The sequence below is a fragment of the Arthrobacter sp. HMSC08H08 genome (assembly GCF_001807575.1).
GTDB classification, from domain to species: domain Bacteria; phylum Actinomycetota; class Actinomycetes; order Actinomycetales; family Micrococcaceae; genus Pseudoglutamicibacter; species Pseudoglutamicibacter albus.
This window is the reverse complement of record NZ_KV789394.1, coordinates 76,077-94,722: the sequence shown is the minus strand read 5'-3', so window position 1 is coordinate 94,722 and position 18,646 is coordinate 76,077. Positions and strand designations below refer to the sequence as shown.

Below are 18,646 nucleotides of genomic sequence, written 5' to 3'. Positions count from 1 at the left end.
TTTGGTTGTTGAACTGTTTGGACGTTTGAACTGTTTAGGCAATATGTGCCGGTTGGGGGATGGATCGTGGCAGTAGCCCCGCTGGGTCATTGACTTCGCGGTTTTCGTTGCGTGCCGCCAGAATCCGGTCGCATACTTCGCGTACTGCGCCGTGTCCGCCGGGTGCGGAGATGGAGATGCGGGCCGCGCGGGTCACCAGCGGCTGAGCGTCTGCGACAGCCAGCGGCCAGCCGACCTCGGCGAACGCCGGAAGATCGTTGATGTCGTTGCCGAGGAACGCGACCCGGGCCGGGTCGAGGCCGTGTTCTTTGATCCACGTGGATACGGCTTCGGCTTTGTGTTCCACGCCCTGCATGACTTCGACCTTGAGCTTCTTGCCCCGGGCTGTCACTACAGGGTTGGTTTCGGTGGAGACGATGACCATCGGGATGCCCGCTTGGCGCAGCATCTTGATGCCCATGCCGTCAGAGCGGGACACCTTCACGGATTCGGTTCCGTCTTGGGTTATGGTCACCGAATCATCGGTGTGGACGCCGTCGAAGTCCATGATGAGCGCGTCAACATCGAGCGCTTGGACGGGTGCTTCGTGTAGTTCGGCGATGCGGATTGCGTGTTCGAGGTCATCGAGGGTGTCGATTTCCGGTGCGGTCCACGCTGGAACCTCGATCGCGGTGAGGGTTCCGAAGAAACGGTGGCGGGTTTCGATGAACCCTTCAGTGTTCATCGCGTAGAACGCACCGGTTTCACGCATCTGAGGCGCACGGTCTTGGCGGCGTGGCCGGTAGGCGACCTGGTGGCCTACCGCGGTCACGTTGCCGTTGGGTGTGCGGGTCCAGAGGAAGCCGTGGTCTTCAACGGTCGAGAACGCTACATCAGCCGACTTCGTCTCTACCGCGGTCACGGCCGCCTGGAGGTCTTCTGGCCGGATGAACGGCGATGTGCACTGCATTAGCACGGTCACGGCTGGGCGTTCGCCGCGGGCTTCGAGGATTTCCAGGGCGTGAAGCAGAGCGGATTCGCTCGATGCGGTGTCACCGGAGAGGGCCGCGGGGCGTTCGATGACTCCGGCTCCGCATCGGCGGGCTTCGTCAGCGATGCCTGGGTGGTCGGTAGATACGTAGACTGTGGTGACCGATTCCGCTGCAAGTGCGGCATCGATCGCGCGGCCTACGAGTGAACGGCCTGCGATAGGGCGCAGGTTCTTCAACGGCACACCTTTGGAACCGCCGCGGGCCGGGATGATGACGGTCGCGCCGCTTCGGGAGTCTGGCGCGGCTACACTGGCCGGTGTGGCCTGCGGTGCAGCGGTTTGCTGTGGGGGAGTCGTTTCTGTGGTCACATATGACAAGGTATGGGCTTGATGTGTCCGGAGTTCATGCTCGACGTGAACTGTAAATGAAGCTCATCGCGGCCAGCGTGAACGACAGATTAACTAGCTCAAAGTAGGCTTAGAGGCATGAGTAAAGGACCTAAGAAGGGGCCGTTGCGTGTAACGGTGCCGAGTCGCAACGACTCCGTGGTGAAGTCCCTGGTGGGAGCGATCGGCGGTCCGCTGGGGCGCAGAACCGCTCCGGGGGTTGTTTCGCCTGGGTTCTGGCGCATCGAACGGGTGTTGTTGGTGCTGGTCGCGATCGCTGGCGTGATTGCTATTTTCACCAAGACCACGTGCCGCATCAACGGTTGGGGTGACCCGTACCGCTATATAGGTATGTGTTATTCGGACTGGACGGCACTGTGGGGGGCCCGCGGCTTCAACGAGACCCCGTTCGCGCCGTTCGATTCCGGGCAGGAGCCTTTCGAATACCCGGCGGGCATGGCGATCATCGCCTCACTCGTTTCACTGTTTGTGCCGCGTTCACTTGAACCCCGCCAACAGAGCCTCCTTTACTTTGACATCAACGCGTTCCTCGCGGTGGTTTTGTGGGCGGTTGTTGTTATCGCGGTTGCGAAGATGAGTTCTCGCCGCATCTGGGATGCCGCGATGGTTGCGTTGTCTCCCGCGATCATCCTCGCGTTGACCGTCAACTGGGACATGTGGGCGATCGCCCTCATGGTCACTGGCTTGTTCGCGGTTGCGCGCGAGCATCCGTGGCTTGGCGGGATATTGATCGGTATAGGTGGGGCGGTCAAACTGTTCCCGCTACTGGTTTTGGGTGCGTTTTTCACGTTGGCGTGGCGCACCCGCCGCTGGCATGTTTTCGGCAAGATCGCAGGCGGTGCTGGCATCGGTTGGCTCGTGATCAACTTGCCGGTCTATCTGATTGACCCGAAACGGTGGGCTGTTTTCTATACGTTCTCCTCCGACCGCGGCGCGGGCTTCTCCTCGACGTGGGAACTGTGGAACATGACGATCGGCCGCAGCGCACCTGATCTTGTGTTGACGGCGGATACGATCTCCCTGCTGGGCATCATCTTCTTTGGCTTCTGGTGCCTCGGCGTTTTGATGCTGGGGCTCATCGCTCCATATAGGCCGCGCGTTGCACAGCTTTCGTTCTTGATCCTGGCGATGTTCGTGCTGATCGGTAAGGTCTACTCGCCGCAGTTTGTGATGTGGCTCGTCCCACTCGCTGTCCTTGCGTATCCGCGCTGGCGCGCACTGTTGCTGTGGCAACTGTTTGAGGTGTTCCACTTTGTAGCGATCTGGATGCGCCTCTACGGGATGGCGCAGCCGGATCAAGCGCGCGGCTTCTTCCCAGACTGGATCTTCAGCATGACCGTCCTGGGCCACATCGCCTCGCTCGGTGCCCTGATGTTCCTCGTCATCAGATGCATCCTCCGCCCTGAGGAAGACCCTGTACGGCGCGTCGGGCTGGATGATCCGCTCGGCGGCCTGTTCGCGAGCCCACAACGGCGGGGTGCCAGGGCCGCGAAAGGCCGACGCAAAGCCGGAACCAAACCCCGTAGAAGCACAAGCGAGCCGACCCGAGCCAGAACAGGCACAAGCGAGCCAACGCGGGCGCGCGCATCCGCAACTGATGCATCCGCAACCCGCACGTCCCCAACCCGCGCATCCGCATCCCGCGCGGCTTCGAGTGAACAAGGAGAGTCATGACCCAGGCGTTGACCCATGTAGAGGACCTCGCGGACTTCATTGACGCGTCCCCTTCGAGCTATCACGCGGCGGAAGAAAGCGCTCGCCGCCTCGAAGAACAGGGTTTCACGCGTCTCGCTGAACATGATGAGTGGCCCGCGCAGCCGAGCGGGAAGTTCGTGGTGGTGCGTGATGGCGCGGTCATCGCGTGGACGGTCCCGGCGAATGCGGACCCGTGTATACCAGCGAATATTTTTGGTGGGCACACGGATTCCCCGGGCTTCAAGCTCAAACCGAAGCCGACCACGGGTAACCACGGCTGGTTGCAGGCCGGCGTTGAGATCTATGGTGGCCCGCTTTTGAATTCGTGGCTGGACCGTGAACTGCGCTTGGCGGGCCGCTTGGCGATGCGTGACGGTTCTGTGGTTTTGGCTGATACGGGTGCGCTGCTGCGTTTGCCGCAGCTTGCGATCCACCTGGACCGCGGCGTGAATGAGAAATTCGCGTTGGATAAGCAGGTCCAGACTCAGCCGGTGTGGGGTCTGGGTGTGCCTGCTGAGCATGATCTGTTGGCCGAGCTCGCCTCGTCCGCCGGTGTTGATCCTGAACAGATCGATGGGTTCGATGCGGTGGTCGCTGACTCGGCTCGTGGTCAGGCTTTCGGCAAGGATAAAGCGTTTTTCGCGGCGGGCCGCCTGGATAACTTGGCTTCCGTTCACGCCGGTTGCGTTGCCCTCGGTGAGGTAGCGGATGCAGGTGTGGGCCAGGATGCTCAGCGGGTTGCGATGTTCGCGGCTTTTGACCACGAGGAGCTGGGTTCGGCGTCCCGTTCGGGTGCTGCTGGCCCGTTCCTTGAGGATGTTTTGAACCGTATTTATGCGGGTTTGGGTGCATCCGCTGTGGATCAGGCGCGGGCGTACGCAGAATCCTGGCATGTGTCATCGGATGTGGGGCATTCGATCCACCCGAATTATGCGGGGCATCATGATCCGGTGGTCAAGCCACTTCTGGGGTCTGGCCCGATCTTGAAGATCAACGCTAATCAGCGTTATGCGACTGATGCGCTCGGTGCTGCAGCGTGGGCTAGCTGGTGCCGCGAGGCTGGGGTTGAGAGCCAGGAGTTCGTGTCGAATAACAATATCCCGTGCGGTTCCACGATCGGCCCGATCGCGGCGACCCGCCTAGGGATTCGCACCGTGGATGTGGGTATCCCGATTCTGTCGATGCATTCGGCCCGCGAGCTTGCAGGCGTGAGCGATCTTCACGACCTATATAAGGTTGCGAAGGTTTTCTATACCGCATAACTTAGTTCACTTGCGCTTCACCTGGGCTTGTAGAGATGGGGACCCAGACGTGATGTAATGCCGTGCATGTCCAACAACGCCACAACGATCCAAGGGGACGGTGCTCGCGGACTAGATAGGCGAGGGCAGAACACGCATGGGCAGGATGCGCCCCAGAAACGCAGAGACGGCCGGAAGTTCCTCCCGGAGGTCCAAGCCCTGCGGGCGCTTGCCGTCTTCGCCGTTGTGGCGTGGCATTTCTACCCCAGGGCAGTTCCGGGCGGCTTTGTTGGTGTCGATATCTTCTTTGTGATCTCAGGGTTTTTGATCACATCGAAGCTTCTGCGGGACGCCGAAGTGCACGGCAAGATCAACCTCGCTGAGTTCTGGGCTGCCCGCATCCGCCGCATCATGCCGGCCGCGACAGTGACCGCGTGCGTGATCATCGTTGCAACGTTCATATGGTGGCCCACGGAGCAGTGGGAACAGGTTTCGCGGCAAGGCATCGCGAGCCTGTTGAGCATCGTGAACTGGGTTTTGGCCGTTGATTCCGTGGATTATCTGGCCTCAGACAATGCGCCGACCGCTTTCCAACACTATTGGTCACTCAGCGTTGAGGAACAGTTCTATGTTCTCTGGCCGCTCGTGGTGATCCTGGCCGTATTGCTCGCCCGCCGCATCGGGCTCACTGTGCGTGCCTATGCGATCGTCCTGTTTTCGGCGGTGATCCTCGCCTCGTTCGTGTGGGCTGAATATAGGGTCCGTTCAAACGATCCGGCGGCTTATTTCATCACGACAACGCGCGTGTGGGAGCTCGCCTTAGGCGGCTTGATCGCAGCCCTGGCGCCCTACATCCTCAAGGACGATTCCGGCAAGGGCAAGCAACGGATGGGCAGCGGCGTTTCGTGGCGTGCGGTGCTAGCGTTGGCAGGTCTTGCGGCGATGTGCTGGTCGATCCTCACATACACGCACGCGACCCCGTTCCCGGGTGCTAGCGCGGCGGTTCCCGTACTGGGGGCTGTGGCGGTGATCATCGCGGGCCGTACCAGTGGTGCGTTGTCGCTGAATTGGCTGGTTGATTGGGCGCCGGTTCAGTGGCTGGGCAAGGTGTCTTTCTCGCTGTATTTGTGGCACTGGCCGGTGTACATGGTTTTCGTGCAGATCACGGAGCATAAGCCGTATTGGTGGCAAGTGCCCGTGCTGATGCTGATCTCGTGTGTGCTCGCGCACGTTTCGTGGCGTTGGGTTGAGGAGCCTGCACGCCAGTGGAAGCGTTTGAAGGTCTCGCCCGCGCCAGCGTGGATTGCAGGTGGCGTGGCAACGCTCGTTGCTGTTGCGGTTGCTGTGACTCCGATTGTGCGTGCGGATGCGATCAATCGGGAACAGAAGGAGCTCGCTGCGGAGCTTCTGAAGGGTGAGCGGCCGGAGTTCGCTGCCGGTAGTTGGGACCCGGTCATCAAGAAGTCCGGGGCTCAAAAGCTCGATGCGGGGCATCCGGATAGCCCGGGCGGCCGGTTGGTCACTGAAGGGGAGCGCGCAGACGAGCTTCCAGCGGCGCTCACGTATGGCTCGGTCATCACGCCCACCCCTGCGGAAGCTGAGGACGATGCGCGCACGGATCAGGAGTGTTTCGCGGGCAACGGCAAGAAACACACGCCGCGCTGCGTGAAGGGTAAGGAAGACGGCGAGAAGACGATCGCGATAATGGGTGATTCTCACGCCCGGATGCTCGTGGAGCCGCTAGAGGAGCTAGCGAAGCACCACGATTGGCGGATCATCACCTACACCAAGGCTTCATGCCCCATGTCACTTGAACCTCGTGAGCTCGGTAAAGCTGATGAGCGGTGCGTTGAACCGAATAAGGAATCCATCCAGCGGGTAATTGAGGATGAGCCTGATGTGATCATCACCAAGAACTTTGCAGGATCAACATTCCGCGGCGATGCGGCGGACGGTTACGAACGCACGTTCAAGGAACTGCAGAAGAGCGGGGCGCAGCTTGTGGTGGTTCGAGACACCCCGGTCCCGTCGCGTGATGACGATATTCCGATTCCACGCACGTGCGTTTCCGGGAGCATGGACAAGCCACACGAGTGCGATTTCAGTGTTGAACAAGGTTTGCTTGATGACCCGGCGGTAGAGGCGGCCGGGCGGCTCGATGACGTCTACTTCCTTGATATGACCGATTACTTCTGCAGCAAAGACGAATGCTCCGTGGTCGCGGGCAACACGCTGATCTACAGGGATGGAAATCACGTGACCAACACGTACCTGAGAAGCCTCGCACCCGTCCTGGAGCGCCGCCTCCCTCAACAGCTACGCGACCACAAGGACTGACTCCTCCCGCCCACGCGCGCTGCACATCGCAGTGCATGATGGCACCCACACGCACAGTGAAGAGTTATGGCTTGAGCCGTACTGCGGGTAGACTGGTGCTGTTGCCCACTTTCAAGTTTTGCTGGCAACCGCATCGTGATGCGCACTTCAGCAGGCTTGCACGCCCTGCATGGCAGGGTAGGGGCTACCGCAATAGAACCTCCTGGTACGGAAAGACCGTGCCCGCTTTATGTCCAAAGGAGGTGGGTTCACTTGCGTAACTACGAACTGATGCTGCTGGTTGACCCCGAGGTCGACGAGCGCACCGTTGAACCGACGCTCAACAAGTTCCTCGAGGTCGTCACCAAGGACGGCGGAACCGTCGAGAACATCGACATCTGGGGCCGTCGCCGCATGGCCTACGAAATCAACAAGAAGGCTGAGGCCATCTACGCAGTGGTTAACTTCACCGCTGAGCCACAGACCGCATCCGAACTTGACCGTGTTTTGGGCCTCAACGAGTCCATCATGCGCACCAAGATCATCCGCCCAGAGGACCAGCGCATCAAGTAAGCGCGTCCTCAGCGGGCACAACCACGTTTCAACGCTTCACGCTAAGGGGAATCATGGCTGGAGAAACCATCATCACTGTGGTGGGTAACCTCACCGCTGATCCGGAACTGCGTTTCACGCCCTCCGGTGCCGCGGTAGCGAACTTCACGGTCGCTTCTACGCCGCGGATCTTCGACCGTCAGGCCAACGAGTTCAAAGACGGCGAAGCCCTCTTCATGCGCTGCAGCGTATGGCGTGAACACGCCGAAAACGTGGCGGAATCACTGACCAAGGGCATGCGCGTCATCGCCCAGGGTCGTCTCCGTGCCCGCAGCTATGACGATCAGAACGGCAACCGCCGTACCGCATGGGAACTGGACGTCGACGAAGTCGGCCCAGCCCTGCGCTACGCAACCGCACAAGTCACCCGCAACCAGCGAGGCGGCGGGGGTAACCAAGGCGGTTTCGGCGGCAACCAGGGCGGCTTCGGTGGAAACACCGGCGGCGGCTTTGGTGGCGGCAACCAAGGCGGAGGCTTCGGCGGCCAGCAGAACCAGGGCGGCGGCGGAGACTGGGGTGCGCCTCAGCAATCTCCAGCTAACGACCCGTGGGGTAACTCTGGCGGCTCAAGCGACTGGGGCGCAAACCCCGGCCAGTCCGCACCACCGTTCTAAATCGTTTTCAAACCAATACCCATCCCGCAGCTGACACTGCGGGCTCCAAAACAAACTAAGGAGCTCCACGATGGCTAAGCCTGAAATTCGCAAGCCTAAGCCTAAGGCCAACCCGCTCAAGGCCGCCGACATCGACTACATTGACTACAAAGATGTCGCCCTTCTTCGCAAGTTCATCTCCGACCGCGGCAAGATCCGCGCTCGTCGTGTAACTGGCGTTACCGTGCAGGAGCAGCGCAAGATCGCTCAGGCGATCAAGAATGCGCGCGAAGTTGCCCTGCTTCCATACTCCGGCGCTGGCCGCGGCTAAGCAAGAAGGAGGAGAGAAGAAACATGGCAAAGCTTATTCTCACGCATGAGGTAACCGGCCTGGGTGCTGCGGGCGACATCGTCGAAGTACGCGACGGCTACGCACGCAACTACCTGCTGCCACGCGGCTACGCGATCACCTGGACCAAGGGTGGCGAGAAGGACATCGAGTCCATCAAGGCTGCTCGCGAGGCCCACCGCATCGCGAACCTCGAAGAAGCACAGAAGATCGCAGACGGCCTCAAGGACGCTGAGATCCGCATCGAGGTTAAAGCTGGTGACACCGGCCGCCTGTTCGGTACCGTCAAGCAGGCCGACGTTGCAGCAGCAATCGAGGCTGCCGGCCTGGGCAAGGTCGACAAGCGCACCATCGAGATCGCACAGCAGGTCAAGACCACTGGCCACTACAAAGCCACCGTCCGCCTGCACGAAGACGTTCTCGCGAACACCACGCTGCACGTTGTTGCAGCACCAAAGGGCAAGTAACACTCAAGCACTCAGCGCGCGGAACCATAATGTGAACCGCGTGTCAGCTCACGTGTGAAACAGTCTGAGACGCGCCCCGCGAGGGGCGTGAACGAACGCCGCACCCGAGAAAGGGTGCGGCGTTCGTCTCATTAAATGAACTACATGACACATTCAGTTGCACGGCGTGCGCTGAACTGTTTATCGTTTAACACACGAATCATGAGTACGGATTTTTAGGCCCTGGCTAATCCGTCGGCAACCCTCTCGCGTAGGTGGGGTGCCCCAGGTGACGATTCGGCCGTCGGGAATGCCGGCGGCAAGCTGCGCCGGCCATTGTGGACGGCCGATACTTGCGAAGGATGAATCGCTATGTCCCTGACCCACACCATCGACCAGGCAACCCTGCGTTCGGCATTCGACCGTTTCCCTGTAGGCGTGGCAGCTCTCTGCTCCCGCGTGGGAGGCCACCACGAAGGCATGGTCTCCTCGAGCTTTGCGGTCGGCATCTCATATGAGCCAGCGCTCGTATCCTTCTCAGTTCGCAACGAATCCCGCACATGGCAGCGCCTCAAGCACGGCTATCGGCTCGGCGTCTCGATTCTGGCCGATGAACACCGCGAGGTCTGCTATCAGCTCGCCTCCCGCGACGCATCCAAGCGTTTCAGCGGCCTCGACGTCACGTTAGCTGACTCCGGTGCTTTGTTCCTGGACCGCGCCGCCCTGTGGCTTGAGACCTCGATCTATGACACGGTCCCGGCAGGCGACCACACCATCGTGCTGTTGAAGGTCCACGCTGTATCTCACGGCGAGGAACACGGAGAGCCGATCGTGCTGCACGGCAAGACGTTCCGCGACCTTGCGCAGCTTCCAGACCGCGCACTCGTAACCGCCTAAAGCCTGCTGTTTGGAAGGCGCTGATCATAGGACAAACGCGGGCAGTTAATCTAGGTTGGCTTAGAGCTGAGCAAAAAAAGCAGTGCTATCTGAGTCCCGATCTGCGTATATTGAGGCCATGGAGAAGAAACATGTAGCCCTCACGTCCGTAGCAACCCTCGCGCTGGTTCTTGCCGCTTGCGGTGCTCCAACGGAGGACAAAACCTCCGAACCCACCCAGGACGCCCAGCAGACCCAAACTCAGCAGACTGAGACTCAGCAGGCGCAGAACACTGACGCCGATGACGCTGATGGTAAGGACTCTGCAGACAACAACGCGCAAGCCCCAACCAAGGGTGGTAGCCAACAGAACGCTCTCAAGGCGATCGAGACCGCTGAAAAGGAAGTTGGCGGCAAGGCCGTTGACCTCGACTGGGATGACGATAAGAGCGGCTGGAGCGTAGATGTTGTCAAGGGCAATAAGAGTCACGAGCTCGAGGTAGCCGCTGACGGATCCAAGGTCACCAACCAGGATGAAGTCGAAGACGTAGACAGCGATGACCGCCGCGAATATGACGCGATCAAGGTAGAAATCGCTAAGGCGATCGAGACCGCGCTCAAGGACACCCCAGGCACCCTCGATGACGTCAGCGTTGACGAGGAGCAAGGCCAGATCATGTGGGAAGTTGATATCTACCCAGAGGGTGGCGGCGCCGACGTGACGGTCTATGTGGACGTCAAGAGCGGACAGGTCCTCAAGAAGGACAAATAAGCACGCAAAAGCATAAGCAATAGTGCAAGGTAGTTTGTGGGGCGGGCCCTTTCGGGCTCGCCCCATGTGCATGTAGCCCCATTTGTGGGGGCGGTCAACCTTCCGCGAGGGTGAGTTGGCGAACCTTCAACCTCTACTCGGGCGAGTCTGTGGGTAACTAGCCCAAACCTGTGGATAACTTAGCGTTTCAGGCATGTATCGCGTGGATATCCCTCTTGTCAACATGACACGTGTGCTTGAAGGTTGGGGAAAAGTTTTTAGAGCATCTTCATAATCCACAAGAAAAAACCGCGGAATCTCGCGGGATACAGCTAATTTTAAGCAAAATCACAGCGATGTTTTCCCCAGGTTATCCACAGAAGTAGTGGATATCCACCGGTGTGTTCCACAATAGTCCACACACTATCGACAGGGGCTGTGGATAACTCGGGTTGTGTTGTGTCTATTTCGCCCTACACTGAGCCTGAGGACAGTACAGGTTGAAGGAGCACAGTGGATCAGTACAGCGACGCCGACTACAGCGATGCAGGCGCATCATCCTCGGGTGCGTCCTCACTTGCTGAGCGCGTCCCGCCTCAGGATGTAGCGGCTGAACAGTCGGTTTTGGGTGGCATGTTGCTCTCCCAGGACGCGATCGCCGACTGTGTAGAGATTCTGCGCTCATCGGATTTCTATAAGCCCGCGCACTCGATCATTTTTGACGCGATCACCGATCTCTACGGCCGTGGGGAACCGGCTGATGCGGTGACCGTCTCGAGCCACCTGACCAAGAGCGGTGAGCTCAACCGTGCCGGTGGCGCGGCCTATCTGCACGAGCTGATCCAATCCGTTCCGACGGCCGCGAACGCGAGCTTCTACGCCGAGATCGTGAGGGAGCGCGCCATCCTGCGCCGCCTCGTCTACGCGGGCGATCGCATCACGCAGATGGCCTTCGCAGCCGACGGTGAGGTCGACGCGATCGTCAACGACGCCCAGTCCGAGGTCATGCAGGTTGCTGAACGGCGCGCCGCGGAAGACTACGTGCTGCTCTCAGAGATCATGGAGTCCACGGTCGATGAGATCGAGGCCGCAGGGCAGATGACCGGCGACGAAATCACCGGTGTGCCTTCGGGCTTCTATGAGCTTGACGAACTGACGCAGGGGTTCCAGGGTGGCCAGATGATCGTGGTCGCGGCCCGCCCCGCAGTCGGTAAATCGACCTTCGCGCTGGATATCGCCCGCTCCGCGGCGATCAAAAACGGCATGACCACCGTGTTCTTCTCGCTAGAAATGGGCCGCACCGAGATCGCGATGCGCATGCTCTCAGCTGAGACCGCCGTCGGGCTTCAAAACCTGCGTAAAGGTGACTTGCGCGACGAGGACTGGACCAAGATCGCCCGCACCCTCCCGCAACTGAATAACGCGCCGTTCTTCATCGACGATTCACCGAACATGACGCTCATGGAGATCCGCGCGAAATGCCGCCGCCTCAAGCAGCAACACAACCTCAAGCTCGTGGTGCTGGACTACCTGCAGCTCATGTCATCAGGTAAACGCGTTGAATCGCGCCAACAAGAGGTCGCTGAGTTCTCGCGTGCGCTCAAACTGTTGGCTAAAGAGCTCGATGTTCCGGTCATCGCGCTCTCGCAGCTCAACCGTGGCTCCGAACAGCGCACCGATAAACGCCCACAGGTCTCCGACCTGCGTGAATCCGGTTCGATTGAGCAGGACGCCGACATGGTCATCCTGTTGCACCGCGAAGACATCTACGACAAAGAGTCCCCACGCGCAGGTGAAGCCGACGTAATCGTGGCTAAGCACAGAAACGGCCCGACCAAGACGATCGTGGTCGCGTTCCAGGGCCACTACTCGCGCTTCAACAACATGGCCTATGAATCCGCCGACGCCGGCATCTAGCAACGCGCTAGAGCGGGAGACATCAGCGCATCAGCGGGGGCTGGCTTTAGAGCGGGCTGACTTTAGAGCGGGGTAACCTCGCGGCGTTGAGGCCGTTTCTGGTTGCCCTCCTGCACCTTCTTCTGGCTTTGGCCCTTATCGCCGTTCTGGGTCTTGTTGCCAGGCGTGCCGTCTTTGCGTTTGTGGTTCTTCTTCCGTGTTGGCCGCCATTTGACGCGGCGGCGAGGCTCGATGCCTGGCATCTTCTTGGACATTGGCGAACGGCCGCGTGGGCGCTCACCGAGCTTGACGAAGACGACTCCGGCGAGGATCGCCGCACCACCCACGAACTGGATGCTCGCCAGCGTCTCGCCGAGTAGCCACCACGCCACAACGGCTGCGAAGAGGACCTCGGTGAGGTTCACGAACGAACCTACGCCGGCACCCATGAGCCGCAGGCCCACAACACCGAGGACGTAGGCGGCGACGGTGAAGACGATGATGATGCTGTGGGCGATGAACCAGGGTGCACTCCATTGGCCGAGCGCAACGGGATCCGTGGTTGCCTTCCATGGGAGTAAACCGAGTGCTACGAACGGGACCGTGCCGATGGCGCCGACCGCGAAGCCCAGCCCCGTCAGGGCGGTGGAGGGGATCCGGACCGAGTCGTTCGCAGAAATCATGAAGTACACGGCCAGGCACACCGCTGAGGCCAGCCCCATGACCACGCCGAGTGCGTCGAGGGAACCTGAGCCTTCGCCGATGACCGAGCCCACATCGAGCACCGCAACCAGGCCGATCATCGAGATCGCAAGCCCAAAGAACGTGAGCCCGGAAGGGCGGGCCTTGGTGCGGGCCCACAGCCAGAAAACGATCATCATGGGTGCGGTCATCTCAAGCAGGATCGCGATCGTGACATTCAGGCGTTCCACCGCCACGAAATACGTGGCTTGAACGCCGGTCATCGAGAACAGGCCGAACGCGACTACAAGCCGCCAGTGCGCACGCACTTCACCCCACTTACCGCGCAACTGGATCAAGGTGGGCACTAGGAGGACGAGCGCGCAACCGGTCAAACGCACTAAAGTCACAGAACCTGGCGACCAGCCGGAACCGTAGAGCGCTTTCCCCACCGGTCCAGGAAGAGCGAATGCAAAGGACGACGCCAAAGCAAAGAGAAGACCGATAAGGAACTTCGGTTGCATAAACACCTCCTAGTGGATGGACGAGCTATAAGTCAGCCTAGAAAATTTATTGCGATCACTGGCAATTTGCGCAAAGGTAGGCAAAGCTAGTGTCTCACTAGAAGCTTGACGATACGTAAGGGCTAGCAATGACTAATAAAACGAGGACTGTACGACGCGCATTAGCAATGATTGCTGTGCCACCACTGCTTGCAGCCTCGCTCGTGGGTTGCGGCGATAAGAGCGACGGCAACGAGACGAGCCCGGAAGGCGCCTCGAGCGAGCAGTCTCAGGGTCAGCAGTCTCAGAGCCCTGAGGTGTCAACACCGCAGAACTCGCCGGCCCCGCAGGATTCACAAGGCAGTGGATCGGCATCCGGAGCGTCGCCTGCAAGCCCGAAGTTCATGGAGTTCATGAAAAACAATGTGAGCTCCGACTATAGGGTCGTGGATCTTAGTTCGAGGCTGTCGAAGCCGGACGTCGGTGCCGGCGCAGCCGCAGATCAATGCGCAGCCACGGTCTATGGCGCAGCGGATCTTGCCAAGTACGGAGCTCAGGTCGTCACTGCTGTGCAGTCGGGCCCAAAGCAGAAGGCCGTCACCGTGCTCATGTTTGGATCGGCTGATAAGGCGAATGCTGCCCTCGATCAGGTCAACTCGGAACTGGATAAGCCGGAATGTAAGGAAACCCCGATCAACGGTAAATCGATCAAGATTGAACCGCTCAAGGATACGTACGGCTTTGATAAGGCCGCGGGGATGACCCTGGATGTCCAGGGTGAAGACATCGACAACCTGTTCGCAACGAAGGGTCAATTCATGGTGATCATGATCGGAGACCTCGACGAGGTAGTTGCTGACGGCAAGAAGGTCTATGACGCGTTGCCATAGCGAACCCAGCGCTTCGGTTTCATAACGCCCCTAGTGGATCGGTGAGCTTTTAGCAACCTAGAAGTGATGTTGCGATCGCGGGCAATCTGCGCAAGGCTAAGCACAGCTAGTGTCTCACTAGGCTCCACACAATCCTCTGACATGTAGGGATTCTCACAGTGCTCAACAAGACAAAAACCGCGCGCCGTACCCTGGCGATTCTCGCTGTGCCTTCGCTGCTCGCGGCGGCGCTAGTCGGCTGCTCCAGCAACGATGGCGGCGACAAAAAGCCAGCAGAAGAGACCACGCAGGCCGCGCCACAGAACTCGGAAACCCCAACGCCTACCGAGAGCGCAGCCCCGTCGTCTTCGGAAAGCTCTGAGAAGACCCCAGACGGCATTGCGGACGTACAGGATGCCGACCGTGATTTCGTTCAGCTCGTGAAGAAGAACGTCGGCAAGGACTACCAAGTCGCAGACCTCAAGCCCTACCTGCAGAAGCCTGACCTGGGTAACAGCAAGGCTGTCAAGGAATGCCCAGTTTCCGCCTTCGGTGCAGCAGAGCTCGTTGAAGACGGCTCCCAGATTGTGACTGCCCTGAAGCAACAGTCCTCATCCAAGTCTGGCGTCGCGATGCAGGGCATCAACGTGATCAAGTACACTTCCGGTGACCAGGCGGAGAACGTTCTGGAGCGGGTCCGGAAGGAAAACGAGAACTCGGTCTGCAGCAAGATCGAGATCCAGGGCCAGACCGTGGCCATCAAGCCGATCAAGGACAAGTTCGGCTTCGACGAGACTGCAGGCTTCGCAACGAACCTCGCAGGCACGAACGTCGAATACGTTTACGCAGTAAAGGGCGACTACGTCGTATCGATGGTTGGCGACGCTAAGAAGGTTTACGACGCGCTCCCATAACCAGCCCAGCGCTTCGCACCAACGGCCTGTTCACACTCGGTATCCGGTAGATGTGGACAGGCCGTTGGCTTCCCGTACGCCTAAGCGGCGTAAACGCTCGCTTGCGGTAGCGGCGTTCGGGACGGTCGTCGAGTGGTACGACTTCTCGATTTTCTTCTATGTATCCACTTCGCTGACCCGCACGTTCTTCCACGGGGATACCTCCTCGCTCCTGCTCACCCTCGGTGTTGGCGCGGCAGGGTTCCTCTTCCGCCCGCTGGGAGCCATGGTTTTCGGACATCTGGGGGAGCGCATCGGGCGTAAACAAGCCCTTGTGATCTCCGCGATGCTGATGGCGGTAGCGATGTTCGGCATCGCGGCCCTGCCCGGCTATGACGTGCTCGGGGTGTGGGCAGGCATCCTGCTGGTGGCTCTGCGATGCCTCGCGGGATTCTCGGTGGGCGCTGAATACACCGGGATCATGGTGTACCTCATGGAGTCCGCGAAACAGAACCGGCGCGGAGTCGCCGCGAGCTGGGCTGCAGCGAACTCTGAACTCGGCTCCCTCCTTGCCGTGGGTGGGGCGGCACTGTTAGCGCAGTGGCTCACCGCTGATCAGATGGATAGCTGGGGTTGGCGGATCCTGTTCGTGGTGGGCGGGCTGTTAGCGGCCGTCATGATTCCGTTGCGGCGGTTCATGGATGAGACGCAGACCTTCGAAAAACTCCAGGAAGCCGGGGTTACACAGCGGCGCAAAGGATCGCCCCTCATCGACGTTTTGAAGCACCAACCCAAAGCGGTGCTGGTCGCTTTCCTGTTTTCCTCGATCGGTTCGGTCACGTATTTCCTCAACATCACCAACATCCCCACCTATCTTGAGTCCACGGCGGAGGTTTCCAATCAGCTCGCGCTGAACCTGGGCGCTATTGCGATGGTCGCTGCGATTATCGCGACCCCGTTCATAGGCCTGCTTTCAGATAGGTTTGGGCGGCGCGCGATGATGCTCACGCTCGGGCTCGTGCTTGTGGTCACGACGTTGCCGGCATACCTGCTGTTGGCCGGCTCCGGCAACGCGGGTGCCGCTACAGGTGTTGCCTTGCTTGCGGTGCCGGCGGCGGGATGGTCCGCGGTCGCGGCGGCAGCGATCCCAGAACAGTTCAGTGCGCTGGGGCGTTTCGCAGGGATGGCGATCGGCTACAACATCGCTGCCGCGGTTTTCGGTGGGTTCTCTCCGATGATCGCTACAGCGTTGATCGAGGCGACCGGCAACCTGTATGCCCCGGCGTACTATGCCACGGCGGTCGTGGTGCTGTTCGGTGCCGTGTTGCTGTGGCTCATGCGGGATATGGCGGGTAAATCGCTGGAGGAAGTGGACCGCGATCCCGCGCTCAAAAAGCGCAGATAGATACCCATGTAGACATTGTTGAACAATCTGGGGCACTATAGGTGGGTAACCCAACCCGAGTGAGCCGAACCGAGTGAACAACCCACCAACCAGCGAGCCATCGCCGAGCGATCTGCCAGCGAGTGATCTGTCAGCGAGCGTTCCCGCACAGCGCAGCCTCGCGGACAGCACAGCCGACAACCGCATCGAGATGGAGCGCGTCTCTGTCGAATACGATGACCGGCGGGTCCTTGACGATATTTCGCTCACCTTGGATGAGCAGCGGATCGCGATCATCGGGCTCAACGGCTCCGGTAAATCCACGCTCGTGCGCCTCATCAACGGCCTCGTGATGCCCACCTACGGCCGCGTCACGGTGGGTGGGGCGTGCACGATGAAAGAAACCAAGAGGGTACGCCGCAAAGTCGGTTTCGTGTTCCAGAATCCCGCGAACCAGATCATCATGCCCACCGTGGGCGAAGACATGCTGTTCGGGTTGAAGAACATCGGAATCCCTCGGGGTGAGCGCGTTGAGAGAGCCCGCGAGACTCTGGAACAGCTGGGGATGGGGGAGTTCTACGAGCGTGAAACGCATGCGCTCTCTGGCGGCGAGCAGCAGATGATCGCGTTGGCTTCCGTGCTGACCATGCGCCCCGAAACCATCATTTTGGATGAACCGACCACGATGCTGGACCTACTGAACCGACACCGGATGCGTTCGGTGATCGCGGGCCTTAGCCAGCGCAGCATCGTGGTGACGCACGATCTGGAGCTTGCAGCGGATGCGCAACGGGTTCTGGTGGTGCATGAGGGCCGGATCGTTGAGGACGGGACGCCCGCTGACAGCATTGCGGCCTACCGCAGGATGTGTGAGCTGTGAACAGTTCCTATTCCTTGATCCAGACGGGCGCGGCACCGCACAACCCCGGAGTGCTGGAGCGGCTCCCGGCCGGCTTCAAATTCGCGGCACTGTTCGTTTTGAGCATCGTGACCTACCTGATCCCGTGGATGAGCGTGCAACTGGGCCTGTTGATCGCAGCGTTCGTGATCGCGTTGCTGCCGCGGGTCCCGTTGATGCGCCTCGTGAAGTCGCTGCTGTTTTCGGTGGTCATTGTGGGGCTCGTGGTGGCGATCATGGCGTGGCAACAGGACCTCGCCCGCGGCGTGCATTTCGGTATGCGGCTGTTGACGCTGGTTTTGCTCGCGTTCGCTGTGACCGCATCGACCACGTTCCCGCAGATGCTGCGGGTCTTCGAGAAGATCGTGTCTCCGCTGCGGTGGGTTGGGGTCAACACGGAGAACATTTCGATGGCGATGGCGTTGACCATCCGCTTTGTCCCGCACCTGATGGGGATGTACCAGGAGGTCCGCGAAGCGCAGATCGCCCGCGGCCTGGAACGCAGACCGCTCGCGCTGATTGTTCCCATGATTTTCCGCACGTTGAAAACATCTGAACAGGTGGCTCAAGCCCTTGATGCCCGCTCGTTCAACACCCGAGAGAGGAACCGGTAACCGATGATGACCACTGCAACAGGTGAGCCTGTACGTAACGTTCGCCGCTCTAACCCGACGCTGGACCTGGTTTTGGTGGCGATGTTCGCCGCACTCACCGCCGTCATGGGGCTCATTCCGCCGATCACGGTCGGTATTTTGCCTGTCCCGATCACGTTGCAGACCCTCGCGGTCATGCTCGCAGGCGCGCTCTTAGGCCCCTGGCGCGGCGCGCTTTCGCAGGTCCTGCTGATCGCACTGGTCGCAGCTGGACTGCCGCTGCTGGCCGGTGGCCGCGGCGGTATGGGTGCCCTATTGGGCCCGACGGGCGGCTACATTTTCGGTTGGGTCCTCGGCGCGCTCGTGATCGGTTTGATCACGGTAACGTTCTACGACCGTGCCCGGACCGCTTGGATCAACGCCGTGATCCTGTTCGCGGCATGCATCGTAGGTGGCGTGCTGGTCGTCTACCTGATGGGTTCGGGGTGGCTCAGCATGACCACCGGCATGGACATCGGTACCGCTCTGAAAGGCAACGTCGTGTTCATCCCGGGTGATACCGCTAAAGCCGTGATCGCCACCGCAGTAGCGCTGCTGGTGCACCGCTCCTATCGCGGCCTCCTCGCCAAATAGAGAGGCAGGGCCTGGCCTGGCGGAAGTCCTGGCGGGGCA

Annotated in this window: 18 protein-coding genes and 1 riboswitch; of the genes, 16 read left to right on the top strand and 2 right to left on the bottom strand. The window is 60.2% G+C overall.

The genetic code is table 11. The features are described 5' to 3' along the window. Positions 1–34 precede the first annotated feature (34 nt). Positions 35–1,339, bottom strand: a complete 1,305-nt coding sequence (locus HMPREF3175_RS06250; protein ID WP_083289457.1) for an acylneuraminate cytidylyltransferase — start codon at positions 1,337–1,339, stop codon at positions 35–37. A gap of 117 nt (positions 1,340–1,456) precedes the next feature. Here HMPREF3175_RS06250 and HMPREF3175_RS06245 point away from each other — a divergent pair, with 117 nt between their 5' ends. The 10 genes from HMPREF3175_RS06245 (at position 1,457) to dnaB (ending at position 12,174) form a co-directional block, all read left to right on the top strand. Then, the gene (locus HMPREF3175_RS06245) at positions 1,457–3,052 is read left to right on the top strand and encodes a glycosyltransferase family 87 protein (RefSeq protein ID WP_083289456.1); all 1,596 of its coding nucleotides are present in this window, start codon (positions 1,457–1,459) and stop codon (positions 3,050–3,052) included. After that, entirely contained in the window at positions 3,049–4,335 is a 1,287-nt protein-coding gene (locus HMPREF3175_RS06240; protein ID WP_070491299.1) for a M18 family aminopeptidase, read from the top strand. The genes HMPREF3175_RS06245 and HMPREF3175_RS06240 overlap by 4 nt, the downstream gene beginning before the upstream one ends. A gap of 66 nt (positions 4,336–4,401) precedes the next feature. After that, positions 4,402–6,651, top strand: a complete 2,250-nt coding sequence (locus HMPREF3175_RS06235) for an acyltransferase family protein (protein ID WP_070491297.1) — start codon at positions 4,402–4,404, stop codon at positions 6,649–6,651. Positions 6,652–6,903: 252 nt separating this feature from the next. Next, on the top strand, positions 6,904–7,203 hold the full coding sequence (gene rpsF, locus HMPREF3175_RS06230; RefSeq protein ID WP_035755761.1) for a 30S ribosomal protein S6: 300 nt from the start codon (positions 6,904–6,906) through the stop codon (positions 7,201–7,203). Positions 7,204–7,256: 53 nt separating this feature from the next. After that, positions 7,257–7,856, top strand: a complete 600-nt coding sequence (locus HMPREF3175_RS06225; protein WP_035755763.1) for a single-stranded DNA-binding protein — start codon at positions 7,257–7,259, stop codon at positions 7,854–7,856. A 70-nt stretch (positions 7,857–7,926) separates the two neighbouring features. Then, the gene (gene rpsR, locus HMPREF3175_RS06220; protein WP_035755765.1) at positions 7,927–8,166 is read left to right on the top strand and encodes a 30S ribosomal protein S18; all 240 of its coding nucleotides are present in this window, start codon (positions 7,927–7,929) and stop codon (positions 8,164–8,166) included. 23 nt (positions 8,167–8,189) lie between these two features. Then, positions 8,190–8,651, top strand: a complete 462-nt coding sequence (gene rplI, locus HMPREF3175_RS06215; RefSeq protein ID WP_070491295.1) for a 50S ribosomal protein L9 — start codon at positions 8,190–8,192, stop codon at positions 8,649–8,651. A gap of 197 nt (positions 8,652–8,848) precedes the next feature. Then, positions 8,849–8,962: riboswitch (SAM riboswitch) on the top strand. Positions 8,963–9,002: 40 nt separating this feature from the next. Next, positions 9,003–9,527, top strand: coding sequence for a flavin reductase family protein (locus tag HMPREF3175_RS06210; protein WP_070491293.1), 525 nt, complete (start codon positions 9,003–9,005; stop codon positions 9,525–9,527). A gap of 118 nt (positions 9,528–9,645) precedes the next feature. After that, a complete protein-coding gene (locus HMPREF3175_RS06205) occupies positions 9,646–10,278 on the top strand; it encodes a PepSY domain-containing protein (protein ID WP_070491291.1) in 633 nt (210 codons plus the stop codon). Positions 10,279–10,770: 492 nt separating this feature from the next. Next, positions 10,771–12,174, top strand: a complete 1,404-nt coding sequence (gene dnaB, locus HMPREF3175_RS06200; RefSeq protein ID WP_070491289.1) for a replicative DNA helicase — start codon at positions 10,771–10,773, stop codon at positions 12,172–12,174. 62 nt (positions 12,175–12,236) lie between these two features. On the opposite strand, the gene HMPREF3175_RS06195 is transcribed toward dnaB, so the two are convergent. Then, positions 12,237–13,358, bottom strand: coding sequence for an EamA family transporter (locus HMPREF3175_RS06195; RefSeq protein WP_070491287.1), 1,122 nt, complete (start codon positions 13,356–13,358; stop codon positions 12,237–12,239). Positions 13,359–13,534: 176 nt separating this feature from the next. On the opposite strand from HMPREF3175_RS06195, the gene HMPREF3175_RS06190 reads away from it, so the two are divergent. The 6 genes from HMPREF3175_RS06190 to HMPREF3175_RS06165 all read left to right on the top strand — a co-directional run bounded on the left by HMPREF3175_RS06190 (position 13,535) and on the right by HMPREF3175_RS06165 (position 18,607). Then, positions 13,535–14,227 (top strand): hypothetical protein, encoded by a 693-nt coding sequence (locus tag HMPREF3175_RS06190; protein WP_141742482.1) that lies wholly within the window; start codon positions 13,535–13,537, stop codon positions 14,225–14,227. A gap of 158 nt (positions 14,228–14,385) precedes the next feature. Beyond that, positions 14,386–15,120: a hypothetical protein gene (locus HMPREF3175_RS06185; protein ID WP_070491284.1), complete on the top strand. Its 735-nt coding sequence runs from the start codon at positions 14,386–14,388 to the stop codon at positions 15,118–15,120. 64 nt (positions 15,121–15,184) lie between these two features. Beyond that, positions 15,185–16,504: an MFS transporter gene (locus HMPREF3175_RS06180; RefSeq protein ID WP_256174048.1), complete on the top strand. Its 1,320-nt coding sequence runs from the start codon at positions 15,185–15,187 to the stop codon at positions 16,502–16,504. 73 nt (positions 16,505–16,577) lie between these two features. Then, positions 16,578–17,363 carry an energy-coupling factor ABC transporter ATP-binding protein gene (locus HMPREF3175_RS06175; RefSeq protein ID WP_256174046.1) on the top strand — a complete coding sequence of 262 codons (786 nt, stop codon included), beginning with the start codon at positions 16,578–16,580 and terminating at the stop codon, positions 17,361–17,363. Further along, entirely contained in the window at positions 17,360–17,995 is a 636-nt protein-coding gene (locus tag HMPREF3175_RS06170; RefSeq protein ID WP_083285460.1) for an energy-coupling factor transporter transmembrane component T family protein, read from the top strand. Before HMPREF3175_RS06175 ends, HMPREF3175_RS06170 begins: the two co-directional genes overlap by 4 nt. Positions 17,996–17,998: 3 nt before the next feature. Then, entirely contained in the window at positions 17,999–18,607 is a 609-nt protein-coding gene (locus tag HMPREF3175_RS06165; protein WP_256174045.1) for a biotin transporter BioY, read from the top strand. Positions 18,608–18,646 lie beyond the last annotated feature (39 nt).

Bases quoted from the DNA above. Each gene is read 5' to 3' on its own strand.
- HMPREF3175_RS06165 (WP_256174045.1), top strand. From the start codon at position 17,999: ATGATGACCACTGCAACAGGTGAGCCTGTACGTAACGTTCGCCGCTCT.
- rpsR (WP_035755765.1), top strand. From the start codon at position 7,927: ATGGCTAAGCCTGAAATTCGCAAGCCTAAGCCTAAGGCCAACCCGCTC.
- HMPREF3175_RS06225 (WP_035755763.1), top strand. From the start codon at position 7,257: ATGGCTGGAGAAACCATCATCACTGTGGTGGGTAACCTCACCGCTGAT.
- HMPREF3175_RS06245 (WP_083289456.1), top strand. From the start codon at position 1,457: ATGAGTAAAGGACCTAAGAAGGGGCCGTTGCGTGTAACGGTGCCGAGT.
- HMPREF3175_RS06210 (WP_070491293.1), top strand. From the start codon at position 9,003: ATGTCCCTGACCCACACCATCGACCAGGCAACCCTGCGTTCGGCATTC.
- HMPREF3175_RS06205 (WP_070491291.1), top strand. From the start codon at position 9,646: ATGGAGAAGAAACATGTAGCCCTCACGTCCGTAGCAACCCTCGCGCTG.
- HMPREF3175_RS06240 (WP_070491299.1), top strand. From the start codon at position 3,049: ATGACCCAGGCGTTGACCCATGTAGAGGACCTCGCGGACTTCATTGAC.
- HMPREF3175_RS06235 (WP_070491297.1), top strand. From the start codon at position 4,402: ATGTCCAACAACGCCACAACGATCCAAGGGGACGGTGCTCGCGGACTA.
- HMPREF3175_RS06195 (WP_070491287.1), bottom strand. From the start codon at position 13,358: ATGCAACCGAAGTTCCTTATCGGTCTTCTCTTTGCTTTGGCGTCGTCC.
- rplI (WP_070491295.1), top strand. From the start codon at position 8,190: ATGGCAAAGCTTATTCTCACGCATGAGGTAACCGGCCTGGGTGCTGCG.